The organism is Cellulomonas sp. GTC20042 (assembly GCF_055389595.1).
Window position 1 is genome coordinate 3,020,867 of the sequence record NZ_AP043678.1, and the last position, 14,999, is coordinate 3,035,865.

The 14,999-nt window shown below is 75.2% G+C and carries 18 protein-coding genes; 11 read left to right on the plus strand and 7 right to left on the minus strand.

Going from position 1 to position 14,999, the window contains the following annotated elements; genetic code table 11:
- Nucleotides 1–94: 94 nt before the first annotated feature.
- Entirely contained in the window at nucleotides 95–991 is an 897-nt protein-coding gene (locus ACZ5HG_RS13985; RefSeq protein ID WP_464177296.1) for a sulfurtransferase, read from the minus strand.
- A gap of 142 nt (nucleotides 992–1,133) precedes the next feature.
- On the opposite strand from ACZ5HG_RS13985, the gene ACZ5HG_RS13990 reads away from it, so the two are divergent.
- Nucleotides 1,134–1,550, plus strand: coding sequence for a pyridoxamine 5'-phosphate oxidase family protein (locus tag ACZ5HG_RS13990; RefSeq protein WP_464177298.1), 417 nt, complete (start codon nucleotides 1,134–1,136; stop codon nucleotides 1,548–1,550).
- Nucleotides 1,551–1,578: 28 nt separating this feature from the next.
- Here ACZ5HG_RS13990 and ACZ5HG_RS13995 read toward each other — a convergent pair whose 3' ends face one another.
- Both ACZ5HG_RS13995 and ACZ5HG_RS14000 read right to left on the minus strand, forming a co-directional pair.
- Complete coding sequence (locus tag ACZ5HG_RS13995; protein ID WP_464177300.1) at nucleotides 1,579–1,989, minus strand: hypothetical protein; 411 nt, start codon at nucleotides 1,987–1,989, stop codon at nucleotides 1,579–1,581.
- A 177-nt stretch (nucleotides 1,990–2,166) separates the two neighbouring features.
- Complete coding sequence (locus tag ACZ5HG_RS14000; RefSeq protein WP_464177302.1) at nucleotides 2,167–2,364, minus strand: hypothetical protein; 198 nt, start codon at nucleotides 2,362–2,364, stop codon at nucleotides 2,167–2,169.
- Nucleotides 2,365–2,469: 105 nt separating this feature from the next.
- Between ACZ5HG_RS14000 and ACZ5HG_RS14005 the strand changes: the two genes are divergently transcribed.
- Entirely contained in the window at nucleotides 2,470–3,333 is an 864-nt protein-coding gene (locus ACZ5HG_RS14005) for a CPBP family glutamic-type intramembrane protease (RefSeq protein WP_464177304.1), read from the plus strand.
- Nucleotides 3,334–3,342: 9 nt separating this feature from the next.
- Here ACZ5HG_RS14005 and ACZ5HG_RS14010 read toward each other — a convergent pair whose 3' ends face one another.
- A complete protein-coding gene (locus ACZ5HG_RS14010; RefSeq protein WP_464177306.1) occupies nucleotides 3,343–3,642 on the minus strand; it encodes a hypothetical protein in 300 nt (99 codons plus the stop codon).
- Nucleotides 3,643–3,795: 153 nt separating this feature from the next.
- Here ACZ5HG_RS14010 and ACZ5HG_RS14015 point away from each other — a divergent pair, with 153 nt between their 5' ends.
- Nucleotides 3,796–4,197, plus strand: coding sequence for a hypothetical protein (locus tag ACZ5HG_RS14015; protein WP_464177308.1), 402 nt, complete (start codon nucleotides 3,796–3,798; stop codon nucleotides 4,195–4,197).
- A 13-nt stretch (nucleotides 4,198–4,210) separates the two neighbouring features.
- On the opposite strand, the gene ACZ5HG_RS14020 is transcribed toward ACZ5HG_RS14015, so the two are convergent.
- The gene (locus tag ACZ5HG_RS14020; RefSeq protein ID WP_464177310.1) at nucleotides 4,211–4,825 is read right to left on the minus strand and encodes a TetR/AcrR family transcriptional regulator; all 615 of its coding nucleotides are present in this window, start codon (nucleotides 4,823–4,825) and stop codon (nucleotides 4,211–4,213) included.
- Nucleotides 4,826–4,925: 100 nt separating this feature from the next.
- On the opposite strand from ACZ5HG_RS14020, the gene ACZ5HG_RS14025 reads away from it, so the two are divergent.
- Entirely contained in the window at nucleotides 4,926–5,231 is a 306-nt protein-coding gene (locus ACZ5HG_RS14025; RefSeq protein ID WP_464177312.1) for a Gfo/Idh/MocA family oxidoreductase, read from the plus strand.
- Complete coding sequence (locus ACZ5HG_RS14030) at nucleotides 5,228–6,136, plus strand: TolB family protein (protein ID WP_464177314.1); 909 nt, start codon at nucleotides 5,228–5,230, stop codon at nucleotides 6,134–6,136. Before ACZ5HG_RS14025 ends, ACZ5HG_RS14030 begins: the two co-directional genes overlap by 4 nt.
- A 50-nt stretch (nucleotides 6,137–6,186) precedes the next feature.
- Here ACZ5HG_RS14030 and ACZ5HG_RS14035 read toward each other — a convergent pair whose 3' ends face one another.
- The gene (locus ACZ5HG_RS14035) at nucleotides 6,187–6,933 is read right to left on the minus strand and encodes an SDR family NAD(P)-dependent oxidoreductase (RefSeq protein ID WP_464177316.1); all 747 of its coding nucleotides are present in this window, start codon (nucleotides 6,931–6,933) and stop codon (nucleotides 6,187–6,189) included.
- Nucleotides 6,934–7,124: 191 nt separating this feature from the next.
- On the opposite strand from ACZ5HG_RS14035, the gene ACZ5HG_RS14040 reads away from it, so the two are divergent.
- The 4 genes from ACZ5HG_RS14040 (at nucleotide 7,125) to ACZ5HG_RS14055 (ending at nucleotide 12,430) form a co-directional block, all read left to right on the plus strand.
- Entirely contained in the window at nucleotides 7,125–7,727 is a 603-nt protein-coding gene (locus tag ACZ5HG_RS14040; protein ID WP_464177318.1) for a TetR/AcrR family transcriptional regulator, read from the plus strand.
- Nucleotides 7,728–7,875: 148 nt separating this feature from the next.
- Nucleotides 7,876–9,519 carry an FAD-binding protein gene (locus tag ACZ5HG_RS14045; protein WP_464177320.1) on the plus strand — a complete coding sequence of 548 codons (1,644 nt, stop codon included), beginning with the start codon at nucleotides 7,876–7,878 and terminating at the stop codon, nucleotides 9,517–9,519.
- Between the two features lie 156 nt (nucleotides 9,520–9,675).
- Nucleotides 9,676–10,605: a helix-turn-helix transcriptional regulator gene (locus ACZ5HG_RS14050; protein WP_464177322.1), complete on the plus strand. Its 930-nt coding sequence runs from the start codon at nucleotides 9,676–9,678 to the stop codon at nucleotides 10,603–10,605.
- A gap of 193 nt (nucleotides 10,606–10,798) precedes the next feature.
- Nucleotides 10,799–12,430 carry a methyl-accepting chemotaxis protein gene (locus tag ACZ5HG_RS14055; protein WP_464177324.1) on the plus strand — a complete coding sequence of 544 codons (1,632 nt, stop codon included), beginning with the start codon at nucleotides 10,799–10,801 and terminating at the stop codon, nucleotides 12,428–12,430.
- Between the two features lie 114 nt (nucleotides 12,431–12,544).
- Here ACZ5HG_RS14055 and ACZ5HG_RS14060 read toward each other — a convergent pair whose 3' ends face one another.
- Complete coding sequence (locus ACZ5HG_RS14060; RefSeq protein ID WP_464177326.1) at nucleotides 12,545–13,471, minus strand: SDR family oxidoreductase; 927 nt, start codon at nucleotides 13,469–13,471, stop codon at nucleotides 12,545–12,547.
- 52 nt (nucleotides 13,472–13,523) lie between these two features.
- On the opposite strand from ACZ5HG_RS14060, the gene ACZ5HG_RS14065 reads away from it, so the two are divergent.
- A complete protein-coding gene (locus ACZ5HG_RS14065) occupies nucleotides 13,524–14,093 on the plus strand; it encodes a helix-turn-helix domain-containing protein (RefSeq protein WP_464177328.1) in 570 nt (189 codons plus the stop codon).
- Between the two features lie 228 nt (nucleotides 14,094–14,321).
- Complete coding sequence (locus ACZ5HG_RS14070) at nucleotides 14,322–14,951, plus strand: TetR/AcrR family transcriptional regulator (RefSeq protein ID WP_464177330.1); 630 nt, start codon at nucleotides 14,322–14,324, stop codon at nucleotides 14,949–14,951.
- Nucleotides 14,952–14,999: the final 48 nt, after the last annotated feature.

Consider the following 14,999-nt stretch of genomic DNA (forward strand, 5'->3'; position numbering starts at 1 on the left):
CGTCGTCGGGCCGAGGTCGGTCTACCTACTACATAGTAGGTAGACCGAGAGTACCCCCGACCCGACCGGCGACGCCGCGACCCCCGGCGCGTCGCTACCCCACCGCCACCGGCAGCCGCTCCTCGGCGGTCCACTCGGACAGCGAGCCGTCGTAGACCGCGACCTCCGCCCCGGCGACGTGGAAGGCCGCGAACGCGGGCAGGGTCGCCGCGATGCCGCCGCCGCAGTAGGTCACGGCCCCCTCGGCGTCGAGCAGGCCGCCGGCCTGGAGCTTCTCGCGCAGCACGTCCACCGGCAGGAAGCGACCGGTCTGCGGGTCGAGCAGGGTGAACAGCGGGAGGTTGACGCTGCCGGGGATCCGGCCGCGCCGGGCGTAGGTGCTGGTCTCCTGCTCGCCCCGGAAGGTCGCGGGGTCCAGGGCGTTCACCAGCAGCCGGTGGACCGCCCCGGAGGAGATCTGCTCGACCTGCGGCAGCGTGGCCAGCAGCGCGGGGCGCTCGTGCGGCGTCAGCACCGCGACCGCGGACCGGGCGGCCTCGTCGTCGGCAGCGCCCGCGGCGGTCGGGAGGTCGGACGCCTGCCAGGCGGCGAGCCCGCCGTCCAGCACCGAGACGCCGTCGTGCCCGAGCCAGCGCAGCAGCCACCACACCCGGGTCGCCCAGGCGGAGCCGACCGTGTCGTAGACGACGACATGGGTGGTGTCACCGATCCCGAGCGCGCCGAAGGCCCGGGCCAGCGCCTCGGCCGCAGGCAGGGTGAAGGGATAGGGGCCGTCCGGGTCGGACAGCTCGCCGGTGACGTCGACGAAGGCCGCCCCCGGCACGTGCGCGGCGAGGTACTGCTCGCGGAGCGGTCCGGCGGTGTAGGGCTCGCCCTCGCCGTGAGTGACCAGCGACGTGGACGCGTCGAGCACGACGACGTCGGCGGCCGGGTCGGCGAGCGCCGCGCGCAGGGCCGAGGGATCGATCAGGGCGGGGAGCGTGGGGGCCACGGGAGTCCTCCTGGGTGGGCCGGTGCGGTCCCGGTCGACGCTAGGTCGCGCGCTCGCGCGCCGGGAGCCCGGACCCAGGTGCCGGACGCGTGTGACCGTCCGGTGACGGGCGGTCCCGGCGGACGGCTGCTGTGATGGGGTCATGAGCGACCTGACCCCCGAGGACCTGGCCCTGCTGCGCCGCCCGCTGCACGGGTTCCTCACCGTCGCCGCCGGCCCGGTCCCGCCCCAGCCGCGCCCGGTGTGGTTCGAGGCGGCCGACGACGGCACGGTGCAGCTGTTCACCGGCCCCGGCACGCTGAAGGTGCGGCGGCTGCGGCAGGACCCCCGCGCGTCGATCGTCGTCGCGGCGCCGGCCGGCGAGCCCGAGCACTGGGTCGCAGTCTCCGGCGCCGTCACGCTGACCACCGAGGGCGCGCACGACCTCGCCGCCCGTCTGGCCGCGCGCTACTGGGACCTGGACGATCCGGTGCACGCCGCCGGACTCGCGACGATGCTCGCCGAGGACCAGGTCCGGCTGGTGCTGCACCCGGACCGGGTCCAGCGGTTCCAGGGCTGAGCCGACCCGCACCCGGCGTCCCGCCGGATCAGCCGCGCAGGCGTGCCGTCCCGGTGCGGTCCGGACGCCGGCCGAGCACCTCGACCAGCCGCCCCCGCAGGCGCGCGTTCTCCGCGTCCAGCCGCGCCACCCGGCCCGACAGCTCGACCACCGCGCGCTCCGCCTCGCCGAGCCGACGGGTCAGGTCGTCACGCACCGGGTCCTGCGGATCCCCCGGCACCGTCGCCTGGAGCGCCCGGATGCGGGTGGCGAACTCCCGGTGCTTGCGCAGGTAGGCCACCGAGCAGTGCGCGGCGATGGCCAGCGACGTGAAGTCGAACGGCCCGCCCTGCTCCTCGGCCAGGTCGAGCGCCTGCTCGACGTGCTCCCGCACGAGCGCCGCGTGGCGTCGTGCCTGCTGGATGACGTCGTCCTGCGGCGCCTGCTCGTCGGTCTGCACCCCTTCACCCTGCTCCCGCGACGGCACCGATGCGTAGCGCGCAGCCGCGTGCTGGACGTCGTGGGGCCCGGTGGAGACCCTGCTTGACGGGCCCTACGGGGCAGATCGCGTGACCTTGGGCCCAGCCGCGCTGTGATCCTCGCCTCGGTGGCGACGCCCGCGGCTGAGCACCCGCGCTCAGGCCGCGCCGGCTCCCGGACCGCCGGGTCCGCCGAGCCCGAGCCAGGCGAGGGACGTGCCGTCGCTCGGCTCGAAGACCGCCCGGTCCTCGCCGCAGCGCGTGCAGACCTCGTACTGGGCGCCCGCGCCGCCCTTCTCCGGGTTCCGCTCCACCACCCAGTCGTGCCGACCGACCAGACATCGCAGCGCTCGCATCAGGGCCCCCTCGCCTCGGACGGATACCGCCGAGGATCCTCCGAGGTCGCGGCCGCGTCAACGGGTCGCCGCGCGACCCCGCGCCCGCTGCGGCACGCTGGGGCGGTGACGTCCGCCGCCCCACCGGCGCTCGCCGGCCACCCGCGTGACGACGTCCGCGCGCCGTGGGACGTCGGCTCCCCGGTGCGGCTGCTCGCGGCGGCGCTGGTGTGCGGGTCGGCGGTGCTGCTGTTCGGGGTGCACCTGCGGCCGCTGGGGTACCTGCCCCTGGTCGCAGGGGTGCTGCTCGGGCTGGCGGTGGACCGCGGGCTGGGGCGCGACCTGGCGCTGATCGGCGTCGGCATGACGATCGTGTCGTCGATCTCGCTGGTGGCGGACCTGTCGGACGCGGGGATGGCGCGGTTCACCGTGGCGCTGTCGCTGGCGGTGCTGGTGCCGTGGGCGCTGTCCCGGTGGGCGTTCGGCCAACGGACCATCCGGTTCCCGGTGGCGACCGGGCGGCGCTGGGAGCGCTGGCAGTGGGTCTACCTGCTGGTGGTGGTGGCCGTGGGGTACCTGGTGCTGCCGTTCTACCTGATCGGGTCCGGGGCGTACCGGAACTGGCCGGCGCTGGACGGCGGGCAGGACGTGGCGCGGCTGTTCCTCGGCGTGAACGCGGTGGGGATCTGGGACGAGCTGTTCTTCGTGTGCACGGTGTTCGCGCTGCTGCGCCGGCACTACGGGCTGTGGACGGCGAACCTGCTCCAGGCGACAGTGTTCGTGTCGTTCCTCTGGGAGCTCGGCTACCGGGAGTGGGGGCCGGTGCTGACGATCCCGTTCGCGCTGGTGCAGGGGTGGATCTTCGCCCGCAGCACCTCGTTGCCCTACGTGGTGGCGGTGCACCTGCTGTTCGACCTGGTGGTGTTCGGCGCCCTGGTGCAGGCGCACCTGCCGGGGACGCTGGACGTCTTCCTCACCGCGCCGGGCTGAGGCCGGACCTCAGCGCGTGCGCGGCAGCGGTCGCGCGGCGACGTCGGAGAACTCGAGCGTGATCCGCAGGTAGCGCAGCTCGCGGGAGTCGAGGATCCGCCCGGCGCCGGTGTAGTGGATCGACTCGCCGTCGATCAGCTCCAGGTGGGCCATCGGGGCGTCGACCAGCAGGCTGTCGGCGGTGGCGTCCTCCACCCGGAGGCTGGCGGCGGTGCCCTCGATCGTCACGGTGTGGCCGCGCAGGTCGATCGCGCGCAGCAGGGCACGGGTCTCGCCGTCGCGCAGCAGGATCCGGGTCGGTCGCAGCACAGGGTTCCCTTTCGAGGCGGGTGGAGCCTGACGGGCACCCCCTATGTCGCCCGTCAGATGATCGGCAAGCGGTTCCCGATCGTTCTGGGACGATCGTCCCAGGTCAGCGGCCTGTGTCGACCGACCGACGCGCGGGCGCGTAGCGTCGTCGTCGTGCCCCGATCCACCCGCCCGTCCGCGCCCGGGCCGGTCCCGGGCCTGGTCGAGCACCACGAGCCGCTGGCACAGGGCGAGCGGCACGTCGACCCGGACGCCCCGCACGGACGGGTCCGCCGCGATCCCGGGCACGAGCCCTGGTACCAGTGGCGTGCGCAGATGTTCGGCTGGCTGATGCCGGTGATGGCCGTGGTCGCCGTGTGGGCCGCGGTCGACCGGGGCTCGGCGTGGCCGGCGCTGGCAGCGGTGCCGTGGACGGCGTCCTCGCTGGTCGCGCTGCGCGGCTCCGCCCGGCTGCGGCGGTCCGCGGGCGGTCGGCGCGACTCGCTGCGGTTCTCCGGGGCGATGCTGCTGGCGCTGCTGCTGCTGTTCGCGGGGATCCCGCTGCTCGGGCTCTGACGCCGCGCCGTGCTCACCGCTCGCGGGCGAGCCCGAGGACCCAGCGCTCGAGGTGCCGGGAGAACGCGGCGGCCATGTCGACCTCCGGGTCGAGCAGCCACTGCTGCTGGATCCCGTCCATGATCGCCATCAGCACCCGGGCCTCCTCGGCGGCCTCGGCCGGGCTCAGCGGGGCGATCTCCCCGTCCGCACCGGCGCGCAGGATCTCGACCGCGAACAGGTCCCCGACGGCGCGGAAGCGCTGGACGATCTGCTCGTGCGCGGGGTGCTCCGGCTCGGCGGCCTCGACCAGCAGGCGGGCCTGCATCTCCAGCAGCGGACGGTGCTCGGCGTGCGCGCGCAGCAGCAGGGGCATGGCGCGCAGGAAGGCGAGCCCGTGGTCGCCGGCCTCGCGGGCGATCCGGTTGGACTCGAGGTCCCAGTGGTCGACGACGGCGCGCATCAGCTGCTCCTTGGAGCCGAACAGCCGGATCACCCCGGCCGGCGACATGCCGGCGGCCTCGGCGATCACCTGGACGGTGGCGCCGCGGTACCCGTACCGGCCGAAGGCCTCCATCGCGGCCTCGACCACGCGGGCCCGGGTGCGCACGCCGGTGCGGTAGGGGCCGCGCGTGCCGGTGGTCGTCATCCCGGCAGCCTAGGCCCCGTTGCCCGAAACGCGAACACTCGTTTACGGTTCAGGTCTGAGCAGCGAGGGCGCGAGGGCGCGCCGGACGGGAGGACGGGCCGTGGAGCACAGGCCGCTGGGTGTGGGCGTGGTCGGCGCGGGCGTGATCGGCGAGGAGCACCTGAGGACGCTCACCGTCGCACCGGACGTGGTGGTGCGGTTCGTCGCCGACCACGACCCGGAGCGCGCGCACCTGCGGGCCGCGCAGTTCGGGGTGCCCGGCTGGGGCACCGTCGAGCAGCTGCTCGCCGACCCGACGGTCGAGCTGGTGGTGGACCTGACCGCGCCGCAGGCGCACCGCGCGATCAGCCGTGCCGCGCTGGAGCAGGGCTCCGCCGCCGTGCCGACCGCTACGGTCGACGCATGACCGCCGACGACGCCGCCCCGGCCCCGCACGGACGCACGCTCGCCCCCGGCCAGCGCTGCCGGGTGTGGGTCGCCGGCCTGGACGGCAGCCGCCGGCTGGTGCACGAGACCGCCGACCTGCTGCTGGAGGCGCCGAACTGGGACGCCGACGGCACGCTGCTGCTCAACGGCGCGGGCCTGCTGTGGGACCTGCCCGCCGACGGCAGCGGCACGCCGACCCCGCTGGACTGCCCCGACCTGCCGCCGGTGAACAACGACCACGTGCTCTCCCCCGACGGCCGGTGGGTCTACGCCTCCGCCGACGACCGGCACGTGCACGCGGTGCCCCGCGCGGGCGGGCCGGCGCGCCGGATCACCGCCGACGACGGCCGGCTGCACTTCCTGCACGGGGTCAGCCCGGACGGCGGCACCCTGGCCTACGTCGCGCTGGAGCCCGCCGGCGACGACTGGTGGGCGGCGGCGAACGTGCGGCTGATCGGCACCGACGGCACGGACGACCGGCCGCTGACCGACAGCCCGCGCCCCGACGACGGCCCGGAGTTCAGCCCCGACGGCACCTGGGTGCTGTTCAGCACCGAGATGTTCACCGAGGCACCGGGCCACGCGCAGATCGCCCGGGTGCGCGCCGACGGCACCGGCACCCCGGAACGGCTGACCCACGGCGCGGACGTGCACTGGTTCCCGCACGTCGACCCCACCGGCACCCGCGCGACCTACCTGGTGTACCCCACCGGCACCGAGGGGCACCCGGCCGACCTGCCGGTGGAGATCCGGGTGGTCGCCACCGACGACTGGGACGCTCCCCTGCTGCGGATCGCGCTGCACGGCGGCCAGGGCACGATCAACGTGCCGAGCTGGTCGCCGGACGGGACGGCGTTCGCCTACGTGGACTACCCGCTCGACTGAGCGGTCGTGCGCCCGGCCCCGAGGATGCGCCCCGGGGCCGGGTGACCGCCTCAGACCACCGACCAGCCGCCGTCGCTGGGCAGCACCGCGCCGTTCACGTTGGACGACTCGTCGGACAGCAGCCACACGATCGCGGCCGCCAGCTGCTCGGGCTGCGCCACCTGGAGGCCGACCACCTGGAGCAGCGGGCCGACCCGCCCGGCGGCCAGCGGCGAGAGCATCGGCGCCTCGATGCCGGTGGCGACCGGCCCGGGGGCGACGGCGTTGGTCCGCACGCCCTGCGGGCCGTAGAGGAAGGCGGTCGACCGGGTCAGGCCGAGCAGCCCGTGCTTCGAGGCGGTGTACGCGGCGCCCGCGGCGGACCCGCGCAGGGCCGCCTCCGAGGCGACGTTGACGATCGACCCGCCGCCGTCGAGCAGCAGCGGCAGGGTGGCGCGGATCAGCCGCAGCGGGGCGGTGAGGTTGACCCGGAGCACCCGGTCCCAGGTCTCGTCGTCCACCTCGCCGGCGGGCAGGAACCCGTCCATGATCCCGGCGACGTTCGCCAGCCCGTCCAGCCGGCCCGCGCAGGTGTCGACCAGGGTGCCGATCACCGCCTGGTCGGCCACGTCGCCGACGACGGTGCGCAGCCGGTCGGCGGGCGAGGCGGCGGCGAGGTCGTCCAGCCGCTCGGCCACCACGTCGGTGGCGACGACGGTGGCGCCCTCGTCGAGCAGGCGGACGGCGGTGGCGCGGCCGATGCCGGAGCCGGCTCCGGTGACGAGGACGGTGCGGCCGGTGAAGCGCTCGGTGGTCATGGGGGTCTCCTTGGGCGAGCGAGGTCCCGTCCGGCGGGTGGCCCGACGGGTCGTGCGGGCGGACGCGGCGGCCTCGCGGCCCGGGGGGACCGTGCCGGGGATGCGGCGAAGAGGACATCGGTGTCCGCTTCTGCCGACACTAGGCGCACGACAGGCCGCGCACCAGGCGTTCCGCCGCTACTGTCACTGCGATGAGCCAGCGTCGGGACGTGGTCCGCAACCGCGCGAGGATCGTCGCGGCGGCCGAGGCGGTGTTCCGCGAGTCGGGCGCCGCCGTGCCGCTGGACCGGGTCGCCGATCGGGCGGGCGTCGGACGCGGCACCCTCTACCGGCACTTCACCGATCGAGCCGCGCTGATCGCCGCGATGTACGAGACCCGGGTGGACGCCCTGGAGCAGCACGTGGCGGGGCTGCCGCGCGGCCGGCTGCTGGAGCACCTGCTGGTCGAGATCAGCGCGCTCCAGGTCGGCGCCCCGGGCATGTTCCCGGCGGTGCGGGCCGCGCACGGCACCACCCCGGGGATCGTCGAGGTCGAGCACCGCACGAGCACGCTGCTCGCCGCCGCCCTGGACGAGGCCCGCGCCGACGGCCGTGCCCGCCCGGACGTCACCGTGGACGACGTGCGGCTGGTGTTCGCGATGGTGGAGGGGGTGCTCACCGGCGAGACCCCGGACCGGGTGCCCGCCTCGGTGCGACGCACGCTGCTGCTGGCGCTGCGCGGGCTGCTGCACGAGGCGCCGGACGCCCCGGAGGACCTGCCGGCACCCACGCTGGTGCTGCCCGCCGCGGACTGACGCGGCGCGGGCGGGCCGGGCGCTCGGGCCGACACGCGCGCCGGGCACGCGGGCCGGGACCTCCGACCCCTTGCGACCGCGCGGCGCAGCGCGCATGCTGGCGGCACCAAGGAAACGGACACTGATGTCCGCATCGATGGAGGCCGCGATGCCCGTTGCACAGACCGCGCCCGCAGACCAGACCGTCGACGTCGTCGTGGTCGGCACCGGAGGGGCGGCGTTCGCCACCGCCCTGGGTGCCGCCGACGCCGGCCTGCGCGTCCTCATGCTGGAGAGCACCGAGAAGTGGGGCGGCAGCACCGCCATGTCCGGCGGAGGCATGTGGCTGCCGGACAACCCGCTGATGCGCGCCGACGGCGTCGGCGACTCCCGCGCGGAGGCGCTGGACTACCTGGACGCCTGCGTCGGCGAGGTCGGCCGCGCGTCCTCCCGCGAGCGCAAGGAGGCCTTCGTCGACGGGGTGGCCGACTTCGTCACCACCGCGCAGCGGCACGGCATCGTGTTCAGCCGCGCCACCGACTACCCCGACTACTACCCCGAGCTGCCGGGCGGGAAGATCGGCCGCGCGATCGAGGCGAAGCCGCTGGGCACCGGCACGATCGGTGAGTGGTGGCGCACCTGCCGCGCACCCGCGGCGCTGCCGATCAAGACCGACGACATGTGGCTGATCGAGCGCGCGTGGTCCACCCCCGGCGGCTTCGTGCGCGGGGCCGGGCTGGTGGCGCGCACCCTCGGCGGCGCGGTGCGCGGGCAGCGGCTCGCGGGGATCGGCGCGGCGCTGGCCATCTCGTTCCTCAAGGCCGTGGTGCTCGACCAGGGCGTGCCGCTCTGGCTGGACGCACCGGTGGAGGGGCTGGTGGTCGAGGACGGGCGCGTGGTCGGCGTGCGCACCCGGCGGGACGGGCAGCCGTGCACCGTGCGGGCGACCCGCGGCGTGATGATCGCCTCGGGCGGGTTCGACCACAACACCGCCTGGCGCAAGGAGCACCACGGGATCGACGGGGCGTCCTCCGGCAACCCGGGCAACCTCGGCGACGGCATCACCCTCGCGCAGCAGGTCGGAGCCGCCGTCGAGCTGATGGACGACGCGTGGTGGGGCGCCTCGGTGGCGGCCCCGCCCGGCGGCGAGCCCGCGTTCATCGTCGGCGAGCGCTCGCTGCCCTACTCGATCATGGTCGACGCCCACGGCCGGCGGTTCGCCAACGAGTCGGAGTCCTACGTGGACCTCGGGCACCACATGCTCGAGCACGACGCCGAGGGCGCCTACTGGCTGATCGGCGACGCCCGGCACGCCCGACGCTACCTGCGCTCCTTCGTGCTCGACCCCCGCGCGACGAAGGCGATGACCGAGGCCGGGATCATGGTCAAGGCCCCCAGCCTGGCCGAGCTCGCCTCGCGCACCGGGATCGACGCCGCCGGGCTGCGCGCCACGATCGAGCGGTTCAACGGCTTCGCGCGCTCCGGCGTCGACGGCGACTTCGGGCGCGGCAACTCCGCCTACGACCGCTACTACGGCGATCCCACCGTGCACCCCAACCCCTGCCTCGGGCCGATCGAGCGCGGACCGTTCACGGCGTTCCGCGTGGTGATCGGCGACCTCGGCACCAAGGGCGGCGTGCTGACCGACGTGGACGGGCGGGCGCTGCGCGAGGACGGCTCGGTGATCCCGGGGCTGTTCGCGGCGGGCAACGCCTCGGCGTCGGTGATGGGCCGCACCTACCCGGGGCCGGGGTCGACCATCGGACCGGCCGCGGTGTTCGGGATGCGCGCAGCGCGGGCGATGGCGCGCTGACCCACCCCGCGACTCGTCGGGGCCGCGCCGCCCGGGGTGGGCGCGACGCGGCCCCGACGACCCCTCCCCCGGGCGCATGGCCGGGCGCGCGCAGGGCCGGGGCGGGGGTACTCGCAGGACCTCCCTGCGCGGCCGGCGCGGACGTACCGTCGTGCCATGGACAACCGCGACGAGATCCGCGACTTCCTGCGGTCGCGCCGGGCACGGCTCACCCCGGAGCAGGCCGGGCTGACCGCCTACGGGCGTCAGCGCCGCGTCGCCGGGCTGCGCCGCGAGGAGGTCGCCATGCTGGCCGGGGTCAGCAGCGACTACTACGTGCGCCTGGAGCGGGGACATCTCGCGGGGGTGTCCGAGAGCGTGCTCGACTCCCTCGCGCGGGCGTTGCAGCTCGACGACGCCGAGCGGATCCACCTCCAGGACCTCGCCCGCGCCGCCACCCCGCGACCGGCCCGCGCCCGCCGCCGTCCCACCGGCGCCGGGCTGCCGACGGTGCCGCTCAGCGTGGTCGCCATGCTCGACGCGATGACCGGGGCCCCTGCCGTGGTCCGGGACGACCGGCTGACGATCCTCGCCACCAACCGGCTGGGCCGCGCCCTGTACTCCGAGCTGTTCCGCGATCCCGTCGCCCCGGCCAACCACGCGCGCTTCGCCTTCCTCGACCCGCGCTCGAAGGACTTCTGGGTGGACTGGGAGCGCGCCGCCGACGACACCGTGGGCGTGCTGCGCTCCGCCGCCGGGCGCGACCCCTACGACAAGGCCCTCACCGCGCTGGTCGGCGAGCTGTCCACCCGCTCCGAGGAGTTCCGCACCCGGTGGGCCGCGCACCACGTGCACCTGCACCGCGGCGGGCGCAAGCACATCCGGCACCCGGTGGTCGGGCAGCTCGAGCTCATGTACGACTCGATGTCGATCGCCGCGGCGCCCGATCTGACGCTGCTGGTCTACACCGCCGAGCCCGGCAGCCCCTCGGCGGACGCGCTGCGCCTGCTGGCGAGCTGGGCGGCGACGGCCGACGCGGAGGCCGCCGCGGACGCCGCGGGCGCTGCGTCGGAGGCGGGTGTCGGAGAGGTCGCCGAGCAGGGCTGAGGCCACGCGATTTCACCCGGCGGGAGGTCCGGAGGTCCCTTGCCTCCGGCCCGCACCCCCGGTGACGTGCCGATTCGCGCGCTCGGACGGGTGAACGACGAGTGCGCGACCCTCAGGGCGAGCGCGTGCGACGCGATGGGAGCGGGTGAACGCACGGCGGCCGCACGGTCGCCGCCCGCTGAACGGAGATCGCATGAGCACGCCCAGCACCACCCCGTCGACCGGCGCACCGACCCGCGCCCGCGGCCTGCGGGACTGGTCGATCCGCACCAAGATCCTCGCGGTGGTCGGGCTGCTCGGGGTGGTCGCGATCGGCACCGGTGTGATCGCGGTGTCCTCGCTGCGGCACGTCGCGGACACCACCGCCGAGCTGGCCGCGATCCAGGAGGGCCCGGTCTACCTGCGCTCGCAGATCCACATCAAGCAGCAGGCCGCACGCATGACGATCGCGAACCTCGCCGCCGTGCAGTCGCCCGAGGCCAAGCAGGACTGGCTGGGCCGGCAGGAGGACAACGACGCGGGCCAGCAGGAGAAGATCGACGAGTTCGCCGCCACCGACGCCGCCGACCTCGACTCGTGGCTGGCATTCCGCGAGCACTACCAGGAGTGGCTGGACGTCCGCGACGAGCAGCTGACCCCCGCCGCGCTGGCCGCCCCCGAGGACGACTCCTACGAGACGCTGCTCGCCGACGTGTCCCTGCCGCTGACCACGGTGTTCGCCGGTGACCTCGACCAGCTCGACCAGGACCTGATCGCCCGGTCCAACACCCTGGCCGACGCCGCCGAGACCGAGGCCACCCGCTCGATCTGGCTGCTGGTCGTCTCGCTGGCGTCCGCGCTGGCCGTGGTGCTCACGCTGGCCTTCGTGATGGCCGGGTCGATCCGCCGCTCGGTGGAGCGGGTGCGCGGTGCGCTCTCCGCCATGGCCCGGGGCGACCTCACCGTGGCCGCCGACGTGCGCAGCCGGGACGAGATCGGCGCGATGGCGCAGGACCTCGCGACCGCCCAGCACGCGCTGCGCTCCACCCTGTCCGGCGTGGTGAACCGCTCCGAGACGCTGGCCGCCGCCGCGCAGCAGATGTCCGCCGCGAACGAGCAGGTCGCCGGTGGCGCCCGCGAGGCCTCCGCGCAGGCCGGGGTGGTCGCCTCCGCCGCCGAGCAGGTCTCGCGCAACGTGCAGGCGGTCGCCGCCGGCGCCGAGGAGATGGGCGCCTCGATCCAGGAGATCGCCCGCAACTCCACCGAGGCCGCCAAGGTCGCCTCCCGCGCGACCGCCGTCGCCACCGAGACCAACGAGCAGGTCGCCCGGCTCGGCGAGTCGTCGCAGGAGATCGGGAACGTCGTCAAGGTGATCACGAGCATCGCCGAGCAGACGAACCTGCTCGCCCTGAACGCCACCATCGAGGCCGCCCGCGCCGGGGAGGCCGGCAAGGGCTTCGCGGTGGTGGCCGGCGAGGTCAAGGAGCTCGCGCAGGAGACCGCCAAGGCCACCGAGGACATCGCGCACCGGGTCGAGGCGATCCAGGCCGACACCACCGCCGCCGTCGAGGCGATCGGGCAGATCAGCAGCATCGTGGCGTCGATCAACGACTACCAGCTGACGATCGCCTCCGCCGTCGAGGAGCAGACCGCCACCACCGACGAGATGTCGCGCGGGGTGGTCGAGGCGGCGACCGGGTCGAGCGAGATCGCGCAGACCATCACCGGCGTGGCGTCGAATGCCGAGACGTCGGCCTCGGTGATGACCGAGCTCAGCACCTCGGTCGCGGAGCTGGCGCAGTTCGCCGACGACCTGCACGGCAGCGTCCGCACGTTCACCTTCTGACCGCTGCGCGGCGCGCAGGTGCGCGGGCCGCGCAGCTCCGAGAGGGCACAGATGCAGGCTTCCCGAGCGCTGAAGCCTGCATCTGTGCCCACTCGATGAGGATCGAGCCCGGGGTCAGCGGGTGTAGTGGCCGGCGGCGAGGTCCTCGAGCAGGGTCGGGCCGGTGGGCTGCCACCCCAGCGCGTCACGGGTGCGGGCGCTGGACGCCGGGGCGTCGACACCGAAGAAGCCGCCGATCCAGCCGAAGTGCGCCGCCGCGTCGGCCGGGTCGACCGAGCGCACCGGCAGCCCGAGCGCGTCGCCGATCGCCGCGGCGATGTCCCGGGTCGGCACCCCCTCCTCCGCGACGGCGTGCACCACCGGCAGCACCTCCGGGTTCTCGACGGCCAGCCGGACCAGGTGGGCGGCGTCGGAGCGGTGCACGGCGGGCCAGCGCCCGGAGCCGTCGCCGACGTAGCCGGACACCCCGCGCTCGCGGGCGACCCGGACCAGCTCGGCGACGAAGCCGTGATCGCCGACGCCGTGCACGCTGGGTGCGAACCGCAGGCCCACGGCGGGGAAGCCGCGCGCGGACTGCTCGCGGGCCAGCGCCTCGCTGCCCCCGCGCGGAGAGCCGAGACCGCTCGGAGCGGGGACCGAGTCCTCGGTGGCGACCTGCCCGGGGGCGAGCATGGCGACGCCCGAGGCGAGCAGCAGCGGCCGGCCCGATCCCGCCAGCGCGTCGGCGAGCGTGCTGACCGCCGCGAACTCGGTGCGGCCGGCCCCGGCGAAGTCGCCGAAGTCGTGCTTGAACGCCAGGTGGATCACGGCGTCGGCGTCCTGCGTCGCGCGCCGCAGCGAGTCGAGGTCGTCCAGGTCGCCCGGGACGGGTCGCACGCCGGCGGCGCGCAGGGAGTCGACGGCCCGGTCGGAGCGGGCGAGGCCGGCGACCTCGTGCCCGGCGCCCAGCAGCTCCTGGGCGGTCGCGGAGCCGATCCATCCGGTGGCCCCGGTGATGACGATGCGCATCTGCGCCTCCTTGGTGATGTCAGTTGCTGACATCGATCACGGTACACCCCTCATGTCAGCGCCTGACATGACTACACTCGCCCCCATGGCCCGCTGGACGCCGGGCGCCGCCGCGCGCCTCACCGACGCCGCCCTGGACCTGTACGCCGAGCAGGGCTTCGAGCGCACCACCGTCGCCGACATCGCCGAGCGCGCGGGCGTCACCGAGCGGACGTTCTTCCGGCACTTCGTCGACAAGCGCGAGGTGCTGTTCGCCGGGTCCGGGGCGCTGCGGCAGGGGCTCGTCGACGCACTGGCCGCGCACCCCGACCCCTCGGTCGCCCCGGTGGCCGCCGCCGTCGACGCCGTGGTCGCCGCCACCACCGACCTCGCCGGACGCCGACCCTTCGCCCGTCGCCGCGCCGCCGTCCTCGCCGCCGACGCCCCGCTGATGGAGCGCGAGCTGCTCAAGATGGCCGACCTCACCGCCGCCACCGCCGACGCCCTGCGCGCCCGCGGCATCGCCGACCGCACCGCCGCCCTCGCCGCCGAGACCGCGATCACCGCGTTCCGCCTCGGCTTCGAGGCATGGATCGCACCGGGCGAGGATCGCGCGCTGGGCGCATGCATCCGTGCCGCCCTCGCCGACCTCCGCGCCACGCTCGCCCAGGGCTGAGCGCCGCGCGCTCGCTCACCGCCGAGGTTGCACGAAAGCACCCTTCGCGGCCGCTGAAGCCTGCATTCGTGCAACCTCGGCGCAGGCACAAGCGCGCACGCGCGCGCAGGCACAAGCGCGCACGCGCGCGCGGGCACGAGCGCGCACAGCGCGGGCACAGGGTCACCCGGGCGAGGGACGGACGATCGTCCCATTGACGATGTGTCAATCGCCCCTAGCGTGGTCCCCATGAGCGAGACCACCGGCAGGACCCCGCGCACGGTGCTCGACCCCGCCGAGCGCCGCGAGGCCCTGGTCGACGCGGCCGAGCGCGCCTACGCCGAGCGCGGGATCAGCAAGACGACGGTCAGCGACGTCGCTCGCGCCGCCGGGGTCACCCGCGGGCTCGTCTACCACTACTTCCCCACCACGCAGGACCTGGTCGACGCGGTGCTCGACCGCCGGGTCGAGGCCTTCGCGGACTCGGTGCGCGCGTGGGACGAGCAGCGGACCGTGGGCGACATCGACCAGGCGCTGCGCGACGTGATCGCCCTGCTCCGCGCGCAGATCGGCAGCGAGGACCCGCTGCGCGTCGACCTGCACCGGGTCGAGAACGCCGCCCTCTACCAGCGCTTCCTCGACCGCGCCGTCGCCGCCGTGGTCGACACGCTCCAGATCACCACCGTCGAGGCGTACTCCGCCCGGCACGGGCTGGCGATCGAGCACGTGCGGGAGACCTTCGTGGTGCTCGTGCACGGGCTGGTCGGCCTGGTCCGCACCCAGCCGGGGGTGCCGGACACCGTGCTCGCCGCGCTGGTCCGCCAGACGCTCCGGCTCGACATGGTCGGCCGCACCCGCGCCGACGCCCCCACCGACTGATCCACCCATCCATCCCCGTCGCCGCGACCCGGCGACGTCCTGCGAGGA